Annotated in this window: 14 protein-coding genes and 5 pseudogenes; 9 read left to right on the top strand and 10 right to left on the bottom strand. The window is 68.6% G+C overall.

Annotated elements, in window-relative coordinates:
• Positions 1-1,215 precede the first annotated feature (1,215 nt).
• The 3 genes from QFZ58_RS33215 to QFZ58_RS33205 are packed head-to-tail and all read right to left on the bottom strand — an operon-like array spanning position 1,216 to position 2,154.
• On the bottom strand, positions 1,216-1,491 hold the full coding sequence (locus tag QFZ58_RS33215; RefSeq protein ID WP_307129081.1) for an MFS transporter: 276 nt from the start codon (positions 1,489-1,491) through the stop codon (positions 1,216-1,218).
• 29 nt (positions 1,492-1,520) lie between these two features.
• The gene (locus QFZ58_RS33210) at positions 1,521-2,021 is read right to left on the bottom strand and encodes an alpha/beta fold hydrolase (RefSeq protein ID WP_373428632.1); all 501 of its coding nucleotides are present in this window, start codon (positions 2,019-2,021) and stop codon (positions 1,521-1,523) included.
• A complete protein-coding gene (locus tag QFZ58_RS33205; RefSeq protein ID WP_307128561.1) occupies positions 1,963-2,154 on the bottom strand; it encodes a hypothetical protein in 192 nt (63 codons plus the stop codon). Before QFZ58_RS33205 ends, QFZ58_RS33210 begins: the two co-directional genes overlap by 59 nt.
• A gap of 210 nt (positions 2,155-2,364) precedes the next feature.
• Here QFZ58_RS33205 and QFZ58_RS33200 point away from each other — a divergent pair, with 210 nt between their 5' ends.
• Both QFZ58_RS33200 and QFZ58_RS33195 read left to right on the top strand, forming a co-directional pair.
• Positions 2,365-2,832: a hypothetical protein gene (locus QFZ58_RS33200; RefSeq protein WP_307129107.1), complete on the top strand. Its 468-nt coding sequence runs from the start codon at positions 2,365-2,367 to the stop codon at positions 2,830-2,832.
• Positions 2,739-2,942, top strand: coding sequence for a suppressor of fused domain protein (locus tag QFZ58_RS33195; protein ID WP_307129080.1), 204 nt, complete (start codon positions 2,739-2,741; stop codon positions 2,940-2,942). The genes QFZ58_RS33200 and QFZ58_RS33195 overlap by 94 nt, the downstream gene beginning before the upstream one ends.
• A 70-nt stretch (positions 2,943-3,012) precedes the next feature.
• Here the strand turns inward: QFZ58_RS33195 and QFZ58_RS33190 are convergent.
• Positions 3,013-3,471 (bottom strand): annotated as a pseudogene (locus QFZ58_RS33190) (XRE family transcriptional regulator); the annotation flags it as partial.
• Positions 3,472-3,872: 401 nt separating this feature from the next.
• On the opposite strand from QFZ58_RS33190, the gene QFZ58_RS33185 reads away from it, so the two are divergent.
• Positions 3,873-4,703, top strand: a complete 831-nt coding sequence (locus tag QFZ58_RS33185) for an FAD binding domain-containing protein (protein WP_307128560.1) — start codon at positions 3,873-3,875, stop codon at positions 4,701-4,703.
• Complete coding sequence (locus QFZ58_RS33180; protein WP_307128559.1) at positions 4,700-7,420, top strand: molybdopterin-dependent oxidoreductase; 2,721 nt, start codon at positions 4,700-4,702, stop codon at positions 7,418-7,420. Before QFZ58_RS33185 ends, QFZ58_RS33180 begins: the two co-directional genes overlap by 4 nt.
• Positions 7,421-7,432: 12 nt before the next feature.
• Here the strand turns inward: QFZ58_RS33180 and QFZ58_RS34610 are convergent, their stop codons facing one another.
• Together QFZ58_RS34610 and QFZ58_RS33170 are read right to left on the bottom strand one after the other, a co-directional pair.
• Complete coding sequence (locus tag QFZ58_RS34610) at positions 7,433-8,224, bottom strand: undecaprenyl diphosphate synthase family protein (protein WP_373428630.1); 792 nt, start codon at positions 8,222-8,224, stop codon at positions 7,433-7,435.
• Positions 8,106-8,618, bottom strand: a complete 513-nt coding sequence (locus tag QFZ58_RS33170) for a PadR family transcriptional regulator (RefSeq protein ID WP_307128558.1) — start codon at positions 8,616-8,618, stop codon at positions 8,106-8,108. The genes QFZ58_RS34610 and QFZ58_RS33170 overlap by 119 nt, the downstream gene beginning before the upstream one ends.
• A 55-nt stretch (positions 8,619-8,673) precedes the next feature.
• Between QFZ58_RS33170 and QFZ58_RS33165 the strand changes: the two genes are divergently transcribed.
• From QFZ58_RS33165 to QFZ58_RS33150, 4 genes and pseudogenes are all read left to right on the top strand, one after another.
• Positions 8,674-9,363, top strand: a complete 690-nt coding sequence (locus QFZ58_RS33165; protein ID WP_307128557.1) for a cysteine hydrolase family protein — start codon at positions 8,674-8,676, stop codon at positions 9,361-9,363.
• 65 nt (positions 9,364-9,428) lie between these two features.
• Positions 9,429-9,623 (top strand): hypothetical protein, encoded by a 195-nt coding sequence (locus QFZ58_RS33160; RefSeq protein WP_307128556.1) that lies wholly within the window; start codon positions 9,429-9,431, stop codon positions 9,621-9,623.
• Positions 9,624-9,676: 53 nt separating this feature from the next.
• A pseudogene (locus QFZ58_RS33155) lies at positions 9,677-10,505 on the top strand (IS5 family transposase).
• Between the two features lie 44 nt (positions 10,506-10,549).
• Positions 10,550-11,098: an aldo/keto reductase gene (locus QFZ58_RS33150; RefSeq protein ID WP_307128555.1), complete on the top strand. Its 549-nt coding sequence runs from the start codon at positions 10,550-10,552 to the stop codon at positions 11,096-11,098.
• Here QFZ58_RS33150 and QFZ58_RS33145 read toward each other — a convergent pair.
• The 4 genes and pseudogenes from QFZ58_RS33145 to QFZ58_RS33130 all read right to left on the bottom strand — a co-directional run.
• Positions 11,068-11,508 (bottom strand): annotated as a pseudogene (locus QFZ58_RS33145) (DUF5959 family protein); the annotation flags it as partial. The gene QFZ58_RS33150 and the pseudogene QFZ58_RS33145 overlap by 31 nt on opposite strands.
• A gap of 126 nt (positions 11,509-11,634) precedes the next feature.
• Positions 11,635-11,883: pseudogene (locus QFZ58_RS33140) on the bottom strand (IS5/IS1182 family transposase); the annotation flags it as partial.
• Between the two features lie 258 nt (positions 11,884-12,141).
• Positions 12,142-12,354: pseudogene (locus QFZ58_RS33135) on the bottom strand (transposase); the annotation flags it as partial.
• Between the two features lie 359 nt (positions 12,355-12,713).
• Positions 12,714-13,085 carry an ATP-binding protein gene (locus tag QFZ58_RS33130; protein ID WP_307128554.1) on the bottom strand — a complete coding sequence of 124 codons (372 nt, stop codon included), beginning with the start codon at positions 13,083-13,085 and terminating at the stop codon, positions 12,714-12,716.
• Between QFZ58_RS33130 and QFZ58_RS33125 the strand changes: the two genes are divergently transcribed.
• Positions 12,969-13,715 (top strand): phosphotransferase, encoded by a 747-nt coding sequence (locus QFZ58_RS33125; protein WP_307129078.1) that lies wholly within the window; start codon positions 12,969-12,971, stop codon positions 13,713-13,715. The genes QFZ58_RS33130 and QFZ58_RS33125 overlap by 117 nt on opposite strands.
• The last annotated feature ends 25 nt before the right edge of the window (positions 13,716-13,740 follow it).

Genomic DNA, 13,740 nt, shown 5'->3' with positions numbered 1-13,740 from the left:
CTCACCGGAGCCCGATTTGGCGTTGCGGGCCTCCCAGGCGCCAGAGCCCGAATCGCCCTCCGGCTTCGAGTCACGTCCGAGGACACGCCACGAAACTAAGGACAGCTCACGGGGCAGCGCACTAATATCGGTGATGCAACATCGGGCTGCAACACAGGCGTGTTGCAGCCCTGACCACAGCAGCAAACGACTGCGGCCCCTGCCGGATCCGGCAGGGGCCGCAGTCGTTATCGGGTCTTGCGGAGGGGTGAAGACTTCGGCATTCATCCGGCGGGCAAAGTGCCGCAGGTGAGTCGGCCCTCTGTCCGCTCAATGAGTCGAGCCGTCACGGTAGGCCCTACGTCACTCACACCGGCACGCCCAGGCCGCGCGCGAGGGCCAGGAGCTGAGGCGCGATGCCTGCCACGGTGCCATTTAGAATGCCGATCACGCTGTCGACCACACCGCCAATGATGGGCAGTCCCATGAACGCTCCTCGGGTTGGTGACTTCCATAGTCAGCCCAGAGCACTTCCCTACTGTGGCGGCACGTCGGCGGGTTCACCCACACGAGGGATGTGTTGCTGCATCCGGTGGGGCTGGGGTTGGTTTGTCGTGGCCAATGCTGGGGCCGGGGGTGCGTGTGTGCCGTTGCCTATGCCGCCGAGTCCAGACGTAGCTGGCTCCGCAGCAACCGACATCGCAACGATGCGAACTGGTCCCGCCATCTGAGCTCGGACAGTTTTCGAGGACCACCTGGTCGCAGCCGGAGCCCGCCTGACGCGAGATGAGCTCAGGCGCGGCGGCAGGACCTCGATCACGGTGGCCGTTCCGGAAACAGGTCGGGCTTCGTACATGGTGATCACATCGCCGCACTTCAGGTGCCTCCACTGCTCGGGGCTCAGAGGGACCAGCCGAACATCGGCGGTCTCTCCCGGACCGAGCTCCTGCGCATACTGCACCCACAACCGGGCGATGTTCACTTCTCGCTCCCCGCCAGCGGTGCGGTTGCCAATGTCCCACATCGGCCGGAGCCGCCCGTCTGCGGCAAAGGCAGTCCGGCGTCGGCCTTCCTCAGCACCCACAAGGTTCAGGTCGCCCGGACGGTGCCGTGTCGAACTTCCCAGCCCCGCCACACGCACCAACGCCGGCTGCGGTCGAGCATCATCTGGTGAGCGGCCTCGGCGAAGAGTTCCCAGAAGTCAACGGACGGCGCCCTCCAGCCTCGCGACGGCCATCACGTACCACTGCCACCGTGAACGCAGGACCACGCGGATCGGGGCGAGCAGTGAACCTGCCGCCGGGCGGGGGGCTCCGGCAGCCTGCGCAGGGCGACGACCAGATACACGGCCAGCAGACCGGGGAGGGCGAACACCAGGCGCCAGTTCGCATAGTGGGCCAGGACTCCGGCGACCACGGTGGCGACAGCGGTGCCCAGGGCGAACGCGGTCATCAGCTCACTCAGCGGTCGTTGCCGGACCGCCGCAGGGACAGTGTCCCCGACGTAGGTGATGGACGCGGCGATGGACGCGGCGAAGAAGGCTACGGGTCGCGGCGGGCGATGTTGTGGCCGACGGGGATCTCGTGAACCCGCCAGCCTGAGTCGTTGCGCAACCGTTCGGTCAGGGTCACGAACGGGCTACCCGGCCATGCGCCACGACTGATGAACGTCCGGCCGAGCGCGCGGCTGAGGGTGCCTCCGAGCCTGATCGACTGGACGAAGCTCGCCAGTGGGTGCGGTCGCGCGCGAGGGTCGAGTCCTTCGGGGACTGCGACCCATCGACCGTCGGTGCGGGCACCAGCTATGAACAGCTCCCGGTAGCTGTCGCTGGTCAAAGACCAACACGAATCCCCGTCGTCCGGGACGTAGGCGTCGATGAAGACGAGCTGATCGAGGCGGTCGCTGAGCCGATCCGCGACACCGGCGATCACCATCCCGCCGTAGCTGTGCCCACACAGCGCGACAGGCGTTCCGTCACCACGGTCAAATGATCTCGGATACCTGGTCAATATGGGTGTCCAGGTTCGGTGGACGGTCCACATCTGCTGGGCCGTCCGACTCCAACCCGGACAGGGTCACCGCCTCGACGTGGTGACCGTCTCGGTGCAGCTCAGCAGCCACCGAGTCGAACACCCATCCACCTTGCCAGCCACCCGGCACCATCACGAACTTCACCGCGTCATCGTAGGTCAAGTCGAACCGGACGAGCACAGCTGGTGATCGCAGGCCTCGGCAATGCTCGGGCCAATAGCGGCGAACCGTAAGACCGGTCCCGGGACTGGTGAGTTCGCATGTTGAGGTGTCGCGTATTCGTAGCTGACGTCGGCAGCCCATGACGGCGGGCGAGCCGTCAGGGGCGGTCGCTCGCGGTGGGATGATCGGGCGGTGAGTGATGCGAGGGTGTTGGCCACGGAGGCCGTTGAGTCACATGTCCGGGCGTTCTTCGAAGGGCACTCCGTGGAGGCGGTCGGCTACGACCTCGGGCCGGAACGGCGAGAGGTGGCGCCCGATCTGCGAGTTCTCGTTGTGGGGCCCGGTCCCCGCAGCGACAGCTGGGCCTATGTGACCGCCGGGTGCTGGGCTGCGATGGAGAAGGACGGTCACGGCCTTGAGTTCGTCATGACCGCCCACGTCAGCGACCAGCGGTTCATCGAGCTCATGGCGATGATCGCCTACTACCACTGCGGAGGACATCAGCTCGACCTGGAACACAGCATGCCATCGGTGAACCGTGGGTGCCGGGGTCGACCTGCGATCACCTGCTGGTCAGCCTGCCCTATCTCCACGGACCAGACCTTGAACACTGTCCTGTTCCCGGGGGCCACGCCCGCATCCTGTGGACCCTGCCCGTGACGACAGCCGAGATCGAGTTCCGCAGGCGTCACGGGCACGAGGCGTTGGAGCAGCTCTTCGACGAGGCACAGATCATCCCCACCGATCCTTTCAGGACGTCGGTTGCCTGAGTTCCCCGCCTCCGGCGGTCACCGATCATGGTCACCGGGTAGTCCGTGCCGGCTTCGCCCCGTACGCGGGTCAGGCCGCGGGAGCGGGCGGCAGGTGGAGGGTCCTGATCAGGTGGCAGGTACCGTCACCGGCGCCCCGGTAGGTGTGAGGGGCATCGCCGTCAAAGGTGGCCATCAGGACCATCTGGCCTGCGGTGACGCTGAGGGTTTCGACGACTCTGCCCTGGCGAGGATGGCCGGGGTACTCCTCGCCGGGTTCCAGGTGCCAACGCCAGACCTCGGTGGGCGCCGGGCCCGCGGTCGTCAGCATAAGCCGGGACTCGCTGCCGAGCTCACCCTTCCACAGCGGCATGACGGTGTCGGCGGACACGACCCTGACGCGCTCCTGGGGCCGTCCTTCCGTCAGAGCGGAAACCGAGTCGCCGAGGGTGTCGGCGAACCGGACCAGTGTGGCGGAGTTCGGGTTGCCCTGGGCCTTCTCCAGCCCGACCAGCGCGCCTTTGCTGACCTTGGCGCGGCGTCCGAGCTGGCACGACCGCGCACTCGACAGTCCCTTGCAGGCGGAGCGGCTGCATCCTGAGCCGCCGCCGAGCTCCCCCGGCTCGCGATCTCGCCCAGCGGGCTGCCTCCCTGTTGGCTAGCGTCGCCGCCATGCGGCCCGGCCCATATCGGTACTCCGGTGACCGGGCCGCCTCTTGAGGCCTGGGCAGCCCGCAGTCGTCCAGTTTGCCGGGCGTTCGCGAACCCCTGGCAGACCATCCTCCAGCGCTCTCGGCAGCACTCGGCCGGTCGGCATCACCTTCCGCGGCCTCCCCGAACGAGCGGCTTCGGTGACATTTGCGGCATCCGCTCGTTGAGGCCGGGCAGAGCACAACCGGCCCGGCCCGTGCACGACGGGCGGGTCCGCGCCGATCCGGGGAGTGTGACGCGGTGGACCTGACGACTGTGCGGGAGGTGTGCGACGCGCGGCGCTCGCCGCGGTGGCAGGCGGGGGACGCCTGGCTGGCCGGAGGGACGTACCTGTTCTCCGAACCGCAGCCCCTGCTCCGTAGGCTGCTGGACCTCGAACGTATGGGCTGGGAAGCGCTGCGGGTCACGTCCGGTGGGCTGGAGATTGCCGCGACCTGCACTGTCACTCAGCTGCACGCCTTCGTCCCGCCCGGGCGGATGGCGTGGCCGGCGGCTGTGGCGCTGTTCGGGCCGTGCTGCCGTGCGTTCTCCTCCTCCTTCAAGGTCTGGAACACCGCCACCCTGGGCGGCAACATCTGCCTGGCGCTGCCGGCCGCTCCTCTGATCGCTCTCACCGCGGCGCTGGAGGGCGAGTGCGTGCTGCTGGCGCAGGACGGCGGTGTACGGCGGATGCCCGTGGCACGATTCGTCACCGGCGCCGGGCGTACCGCGCTGGCGGAGGGAGAGCTGCTGCGGTCGGTGCTGCTACCCGCCCGGGCGCTGCGCCGACGGGCGGCGGTGCGGCGGGCGTCGCTGCGCCCCCAGGGCCGGTCGGCCGCTCTGCTGGTCGCCACCGTCGATCCCGGGGACGGGACATGGCGGGTGACGGTCACTGGTTCGACCACGCGGCCGGTGGTGGTGTCGTTCGACCGGCCGCCGGCCGCGCAGGCCTTGCGGGAGGCCCTGGAGCAGGCTGTCGACCCAGTCGGCTGGGTGGACGATGTGCACGGTCATCCGGCCTGGCGGCGCCATATGACTTTGCTGCTCGCCGAGGAACTGCGCACCGAGCTCGCCGACGAGGAGCGGGTATGACGTACGAGATCACCGTCAACGGCCGCGTTCAGACCCGCCGGCCGGCCGCTGGCCAGTGCCTGCGGACCTACCTGCGGGCGGGCGGTTGGTACGGGGTGAAAAAGGGCTGCGACGCCGGGGACTGCGGGGCGTGCACCGTGCACGTCGACGGCCAGCCGGTCCATTCCTGTCTGTATCCGGCCTTGCGCGCCTACGGCCGGGAGGTCACCACCATCGAAGGGCTGGCCACCGGTGAGGAACTGCATCCGGTGCAGCAGGCCTTCCTCGACGCCTGCGGGTTCCAGTGCGGGTTCTGCACGCCGGGCATGGTGATGACCGCGGCCGCCCTGACACCCGAGCAGAGCCAGGACCTGCCGGAAGCGTTGCGGGGGAACCTGTGCCGCTGCACTGGCTACCGCGCCATCGTCGACGCCATCCGCGCCCCAGCCGACAGCAGCGGTAGCACAAGCCCCGTCACGGGGGAGCCGTGCGGTGAGGCGGTGTTCGGCCACAGCGAACAGGACCCGGCCGGGCCGGCGGTGGTCACCGGTGCGGCCCGCTACACCCTCGACGCCGACCTGCCGGGTGTGCTCCATTTGAAGCTGTTGCGCTCCCCGCACGCTCACGCCCGCATTACCGCCATCGACACCACCGGCGCCTTGGACGTTCCCGGTGTGTGCCTGGTGCTCACGCATCACGATGTGCCTGGCGTGCGGTTCTCCACCGGCATGCACGAACAGGCCGACGACGAACCCTTCGACACCCGCGTCCTCGATGACGTGGTCCGCTACGCCGGTCAGCGCGTCGCCGCCGTCGTCGCCGAGACGGAGGCGGCTGCCGAGGAGGGCTGCCGGCGGTTGCGCGTCGATTACGAGGTGCTGCCCGCGGTCACGGATCCACATGCCGCGTTGACCGAGAAGGCGTCGCGCGTCCATCCGGACGGCAACGTCGTGCACGAGGTCCACCGGTTGAGCGGCGACGTGAACGGGGCGTTCGCGCGGGCGGACTGCGTCTACGAAGGGACGTTCCGCACTCAGCGGGTGCAGCATGCCGCACTGGAGACCCATGCGGCCCTGGCATGGCTCGACGAGGCGGGCCGGCTGACGGTGCGCACCGCCACCCAGACTCCGCACCTGGTGCGCAGGGCGTTGTGCCGTGTGCTGAACCTGCCGCTGCGGCAGGTGCGGGTGGTGGCCGGGCGGGTAGGAGGTGGCTTCGGTGGCAAGCAGGAACTGCTGTGCGAGGACATCGTCGCGCTGGCCGCCTGGCAACTGCGCCGCCCGGTGCGACTGGAATACACCCGCAGTGAGGAGTTCGCCGCCACCACCCGCCACCCCTTCGACATCCACCTTCAGGCCGCGGCCAGCCGGGACGGCACCCTGAGCGGCCTGAAGCTGCGGATCGTCTGCGACGCCGGGGCGTACGGCAACCACTCCCCCACTGTCCTGGAACGCGCCTGCCAGGACGTGACGGGGATGTACCGGTGGGGTGCGGTGGCCGTTGACGGGTACGCCGTCTACACCCACACCGTGCCGTCGGGGGCTTTTCGCGGCTACGGACGCGCGCAGGTCACCTTCGCCATGGAATCGGCCCTTGATGAACTCGCCCGCCGGCTCGGTATCGCCCCGCCGGCCTTGCGCCGGCAGAACGCCGTCCCCGCAGGTGAGGACATCACCGCGCTGAACGGCACCGTCCTCGCCCGCGCCGACGGCGGCCTCACCGCCTGCCTGGACCTGCTGGATACGCTGCGGCACCACCCCGACCGGCCGGCCGTACGCCCGCCGGAGGGCTGGCTGACGGGTGAGGGCATGGCCGTCGCCATGCAACCCACTGTGCCCACGGGCAGCCATCTGGCCCAGGCCCGGCTGCGCCTGAGCGTTGACGGCCACTACGAATTGGACATCGGGGGCCCGGAGTTCGGCAGCGGCGCCACCACCGTGCACCGCCAGATCGTCGCCGAAGTCCTGCACACCGAGCCGACCGCCGTGCGGGTACGCCAGGCCGACACCGACCTGGTCGACCACGACACCGGCGTCTTCGCCTCCACCGCCACCACAGTCGCTGCCCACGCCGTACGCCGCGCCGCCCACGCCCTGCGGAGCGCGATCCTTGCCGCGGCCGGCGACCGTACCGGCGTAGCCGCCACGGACTGCCGTCTGACGGCTCACGCCGTTCTGGCCCCGGGCAACCGGCAGCTGCCGCTGCACGAACTGGCCGCCGAAGCCTGCTCGGCCGGCCGTGAACTGAACGCGAGCGGCGAGGCCAACGGCTCCTCCGGGCCGGCCGCTTTCAACGCCCAGTACTTCCGTCTCGCCGTCGACCCCCGCACCGGCGAGACGCGCATCCTCGACAGCGCCCATGCCGCCGACGCCGGCACCGTCCTCAACGCCGCGCAAAGTCGCGGCCAGATCGAAGGCGGCCTCGCCCAGGGCATCGGCACCACCCTCCTCGAGGATCTGCCTCTCGATGCCGACGCGCGTCCCGTGGTGACCACCCTGCGCGACTACCCCATTCCCCAGCTGGCCGACGTCCCCCGCACACGCATCGCTTTCGTCTTCCGCTCCGACGGGCACAGTCCGGCGGCAGCCAAGCCTCTCGCCGAGTTCACCATCAGTCCGGTGGCCCCCGCCCTGGCCAACGCCCTGCACGACGCCACCGGCATCCGCTTCACCACCCTGCCGCTGCGCCCGGACACCATCTGGGCCGCACTCGCCAGCCGAGGACCAGAGATGACGTGAGCCCCGTCCCGCTCACCGAAACTTCCTGGATTTGCCCCTTCGCCACGGGCCGTGTCTCGTCGGCACGCCTGCTGCCGGCGGCCATCCCGCGGCCCCCGCCACCGGCTGTCCAGCGCTGCCTTCGCGGGCCCGCACCCCGGTGTGTGCCTGACCGGGAGACGCCCGAAACGCAGAGTGGGGGTGGAAGAAGTAGCGGAGCTGCGCGGCCGGCCGGCTGCAAGCGGAAACCGCCTGCGCCGCGCCGAAGTGTGAGAGGGGAAAGGAGTGAGCGGCGGGCCGGGTGCAGAGCGATGCTCGGTCCGAGAACTCCGGGTGGCCGGTACGGATCACACAAGAGCACCCGGCGAATGAGTGTTCGTCGGGGTTGGTGAGTGGGGACCGAGCGGCGCCGAAGCGGCGGTCGCGGCGGGTGTAGGTGTCGATGGCCTGCCACAGATGGGTGCGGTCGGTGTCCGGCCACAGGGTGTCGCGGAAGAGGAGTTCGGCGTAGGTCGACTGCCAGGGCAGAAAGTTGGAGGTGCGCTGTTCACCGCCGGTGCGGATGAGCAGGTCCAGATCCGGCCCGGGTGATGACCAGTGCCGCGTGCGGTGGAGAACAATGGCGGCGGTGAACGGGGTGGTGCGGGTCTCGGTCTCGCGGCAGAGGGACCATCCGGGTGCAGGCCAGGGGCCCGCCGTGTCGGCGTCAGGCCAGTAGTTCCCGTAGCCACGAACGTTCTGCGCGGCTGGTGGCGCGGGCGATGGTGAGCATGCCGCGGCGGTAGGGGTCCTCGGTGTCCTCGGCGCGCAGGAGGCGGTCGCCATCGCGGAAGAAACTGGCGGGCTGTTCCAGGAAGTCCAGTCGCCGGCGCAGTACCGCGTGCTGGTGGGCGGGGTCGGGAAGCTGGGAGAGAAAGGCCAGGACCGTGAAGTACCGGGTGCTGTCGCTGATGTCCAGGCCGTCGGCTTCCCGCAGCCGGCGCAGCAGCTCGGTGCGGCCGGCTGCCGTCAGACTCAGGGTGTGCCGCTGGACGGCCGAGGCGCCTGGCTCGGCTCTGCGGTCGAGTAGCCCGGCCTTGACCAGGCGGTTGATAGCCGGATAGAGGCTGCCGTCGCTGACCGGACGGGCATGGCCGGACAAGTGCGCTATCCGGCGGCGCAGTTGGTAGCCGTGCAGTGGCCCCTCGGCCAGGAATCCCAGGATCGCGAGTTCCAGCATGCTGCTACTCTCGCACATCGAAGCGAGGTACCTCGAATCGATGTAAGGGGCGGGGATGGCGTATACCGAGGAATGGGTGACCGCGCGAGCGCGCGACGCCTACGAGCAGGGCCGGGCATCGTTCGACGTGCGTCCCGAGCGCACGGCGCTGCTGGTCATCGACATGCAGGACGAATTCGTCCGCCCCGGTTGGAGCCCCTACTGGGTGCCCGCGGCCACCCGGATGGCGCCCCGGCTGCGGCAGTTGGTCGAGGACTGCCGGGCCGCCTCGATCCCGGTGATCTGGAGCATCTTCGACGACACCCACCTCGGACTGGACCGACCGCAGGCCCTGCCCTTCCTCCCGCATGCCGACACCGACTGGCGCCGCCCGGGCCCCGCCGAGGTGTGGGCTCCGATGGGCCGCCGCCACGACGAGGCCCTGATCCGCAAGCCCTCCTACGGCGCGTTCTACGACACCCCGCTCGACACGATGCTGCGCAACCTCGGCCGCGATACGGTCATCGTCACGGGCACCCTCACCAACTACTGTTGCGGCACCACGGCCCGGCAGGCATACGAACGCGGCTACAAGGTCGTCTTCGGATCCGACACCACGGCCACCGACGACGAGTCCCGCCAGGAACCAGAACTCGCCGTGCTGCGCAAGGGCTTCGCACTCGTGCTGACTGCCGAGGAGATCACGAACCGACTGATCGCAACCACTCCGGCACCGGAGGACGGGGACGGGGCGAACGTTGCCTGATGCGGCACCAGGCCGTTTCGTTTAGATCACTTCCGCTGGCCGAGGTTGTTGTTGATAATGCCCGTGTGACTCACCGCATCAGCGCTCTGATCTCGGCCTTCGGCGTCCTTGCCAGCGTGATGCTGGTCGTTGCGGGCTTTCGTGAATACCGCTCTGGGGCGTCGATCCTCTGGCTCGTGGCTGGAGCCGTGATCTTCCTCAGCGCCTCGTATACGCTCGTGCGGGACGTACAGCGGCTCCGCACTGGGCCGACTGACTGACGGCGGCGCCGTTCCAACCAGCCCCGCCGGTCGTTATTCGTGTGTGCCGTTGACTGACGCAATGGGCGCGAATCGAGCCGTTACTCCCAGACCGGACGCCGCACGGGGTGGCCGGTGGCGGGACGACCGAGAGGTGATCGACGCGATCGCCTGGAAGTTCCAGACGAGGTCGCAGTGGATCCACCTCCCTGAGAAGTCGGCAACTGGCGGGGCGTCCACAACCGGCTGCGGGTGTGGGCCATCGACGGCACCTGGGAGCGGGTGTCCACCGCGCTGGTCGCGCAGGCCGACGCCGACGACGACCTCAACTGGGCCGTCTCGGTGGACTCCATCATCGTGCGCGCACACCAGCACGCGGCTGGGCCCCGCAGAAAGACCCCGGCAGGCGAGCCGGCAGACCATGCCATTGGCCGGTCCCGCAGCGGACTGAGCACAAAGATCCACCTGGCCTCCGATGCCCAACGCCGACCACTGGCCTTCGTGCTCACCGCCGGACAGGCCGGTGACGCACCCGCCTTCGCTCACGTCATGGCCCGCCTTCGCGTCCCTCGACGGCGAGGACGGCCCCGCACCAGGCCGGACGTGGTCCTGGCCGGCAAGGCGTACTCTTCCCGCGCGATCCGCGAGCACCTGCGCAAACGCGGGATCCGAGCGGTCATCCCCGTCCCGGCCGACCAGCGCGGCCACCGTCTGCGGCGCGGAAGCCGGGGCGGCAGACCACCCGCCTTCGACCGCGAGGCATACAAACAGCGCAACACCGTCGAACGCTGCATCAACCGCTTGAAACAGTGGCGAGGCATCGCCACCCGCTACGAGAAGACCGCAACCATCTACCTGGCCGGACGTCACATCGCGGGCATCTTCCTCTGGTCCGCGCGGTGATCCAAACGAAATGGCCTACGTGTATCGAAAGTGGATCTTGAGCAATGGATTATCACGGTTCATGGGGCGAGGGTTTCATGGCACCCAACCCCGGAAGCCACGACGACATGATCGGCGTGCTGTGCGCCGCCGTCGACCGGAGCGTCACATTCTTTGACACCGCCGAGGTCTACGGGCCGTACGTCAATGAGGAACTGGTGGGCGAGGAGCTGGCCCCCGTACGGGACCAGGTCGTCATCGAGCACATCAAGGACGGCGCGATCTCCGGCGTCGACAGTCGCCCGGAGCAGATCCGGAAGTTCGCCGACGCCTCCCTGCGCCGCCTGCGCACCGACACCATCGGCGTGGTACCGGTTCGGAACAGCAGAGCCGGACCAGATCGGCTGAGACGACATCCGGTGCCCCGTCCGAGATCACATAGCCCGATATTTTCGGCACTCCAGCGTCTCAACCGAACTGGTCGCCGCAGGGGAAAGGTCCGACCCGAAACCAGATTATTCAAAGAGCGTTTTGTTCCGCCAGGCATGTCTGAGAAGTCGAGATTTTCGCGGACCGACGCAATTCAAGGCCTGCGGCTAGGACTCCACTCGTAGGCCATGGGAGCCGTCTCTACGACTTCAGTCGGCCAGATTTCGCGAATGTGCTTAAGCCGCTGTTGATGCTCTGGGATCCAGGTCTCCTGCGGCCGTAGCGAGAGCGCTGCGGTGAGGCGGTCGGGGTCGTCGACAGTCACGGACAAGGAGCGGTCCTCATGCATGTGAAAGACGAGGCTCAGTCCGCGGTCGCCACCGATGCTCGCATCCGCGCCCGGCGCGAGCTGGGCCAGGTCGCGCTGCCAGGCGTCGAGGTCCTGCTGGAACAGGAAGAGTTCGAGCCGGGCGTCAAGGAAGTCGGCGGAGGCGAGGACATCGGCCCGCAGGACGTCATGGCCGGTCAGCACTCCCGGCTGGTAGCGGCCGGTCACTCGGATGATGCAGCGGTTGCCGTCTGCATCTTCCAGGTGGATCAGGTCCACTGCGTCCGGTTCTGTCACCGTCGCCCCCTCTCTCGTGATGGTCGGATGGTGCATCCTCTCGCATCGCTGGCTGGGCTTGGCCGCCGGGTTGGGGCTGCTCTCGCTGGGTCCGCATGCGTTTTTCCAGTTCGGGGTGGACTGTCGGGTCAGCCTGCGGCTCATGAGGTCGATCATCGCAACGCGAATCATGGCCTCTGAGCGGTGGGGGTGAGTCTCGTAGTCACGGGCGAGCCGGCGATGATGCATGAGCCAGCCGAATGCCCTCTCCATGCCACGGCGCCTGGGGATGATTGCGAAACCCTTCTGATCAGGGCCGCGGCGGACGACGTCGACATCAATGCCCAGGCGGGCGCCGTGATCGATTGGGCCTTGACCCCGTATCCGGGCGGCCAGGCGGGCGTCGGCTACCTGTCTGGCGGCCCGGTCCGTGGCAGTCCGACGCCAGTAGTAGAAGCTCGAGCGGCTGACGCCGAGGATGGTGCACAGCCGCTTCACGCCGTAACGGCGCTGAAGGTCGGCGACACACTGGAAGCGGTTCACCAGCGCGTCTCCCCGGGCGAAATACGTGGCGGCCTTCCGCAGGATCTCGCGTTCCTCCTCGAGCTCGCGAACCTTCTTCCGCAAGGCCGCGTTCTCAGCCTCCAGCGGGGCCGGCGGCTGGGCCGGTTCCTGCGTCCGCCGTCCCCGGGGACGGCTCACTCCGGCTGCCCGGACCCAGTTCCGCAGGGTCTCCGGGTTGATCCCCAGATCGGCGGCGACCGACCTGATCGCCGCGGGCCGCGACTCGTACAGCGCGACCGCGTCCGCCTTGAACTCCGGCGGGTAGTTCTTCATGACCACGAGATGTCCGTCCTCAGATCAGCAGGATCCAGTGTCTCGAGTGTTCAACATCAAGGGTCAAGGCCCAACATCGACAGCACGACCCCCGGCGGCCGCCTCGTCCTCGCTCGCCGACTTGATCCTCGCACTTATCGTCCAGGGCACCCGCGCGGGCCTGGCCGCTGCTCGCGCCCGTGGCCGGGTCGGCGGGCGCCCCAGCGTCGCCACCGGTGTCGGTGTCATCGTCCCGCCCCCGCCCTCAGGCTCTCGCCGGGGACGGAGCGGCCAGGACGAGCCCGCTCCCCTGAGGACGAGAGCACGAGCGCCCGTGATCTCGGCCGGAGTGAGCTGCTGCCCTGAACCCGGCCGTGTGTTCACATCACCTGGTGGCCGGCTGCGCCACCGTCCGGGTCGTCGGCCAGGACGACGGTCGCCTTGACGCGTTTGCCGATCCGCTCGCGGTGCACCTCGAAGCTGCGGCACATCGCCATGACGATCTCCAGCCCGTGCTGACCGATCCGGGTCGGATCCGGCGCCAGGATCGATGGGAGTGCCGTGCCGCTGTCCCACACCGTCACCTCCACCGCGCCCTCGCGCACCTCCAGCGTCAGCTCACACGGCCCTTGGGCATATTTGCGGGCGTTGGTCACCAGCTCACTCACCACCAGCTGGACCGAGCCCATCGCCCGCTGCGACACCGGCAGCCCATGATCAGCCTGCACCGACATCAGGAACACGCAGGCCATATCCCGAGCAACGGCAATCTGCTCGCTGCCCTCGAACGTGGCAGAGACCGACAACGCACCCTCCGCCAGCGGATGCCGGCCCTCGTCCTGCCCAGCCAGATCCATACATCCGCCCCCACTGCCCGAAACGCCACAAAAAAATGTGCAACCTGCCTACCCCCGAAATCTCAGCACACTCACCGCACGACCGGAGGAACGATGCTGTGCCACAACGACGTCTGCCCGGACAACGTCGTCTTCCGCGACGGCCATGCGTTCGCCCTGATCGATTTCGACCTGGCGGCTCCGGGACGCCCCCTCTGGGACGTCGCCATGACCGCCCGCTACTGGGCCCCCATGCTCGATCCTGCATCTGCCGATGCCCTCTACCCCGCAGGCTTGGACGTACCCGCACGACTGCGGATCCTCGCCGACAGCTACGGCCTCTCCCCGCAGGAACGCGCCGAACTACCGGGCGTCATCGAACAGGCCACCCAGACCTGCCGGGACTGCGTCGCCGACCGCGTGGCCGACGGTGACCCGATTCACGTCAAGGCGCTGACCGAGCGCGGCGGCTGGGAACGCTGGGACCGTATACAAGCCTGTCTGGTTACCCACCGCGAGACGTTCACAGACACCCTGCTGCACTGACCAGTTCAGACCCTGAAGAACAAGC

It is taken from the genome of Streptomyces sp. B1I3 (assembly GCF_030816615.1).
Lineage (GTDB): Bacteria > Actinomycetota > Actinomycetes > Streptomycetales > Streptomycetaceae > Streptomyces.
This window is presented reverse-complemented; position numbering and strand designations above follow the sequence as displayed.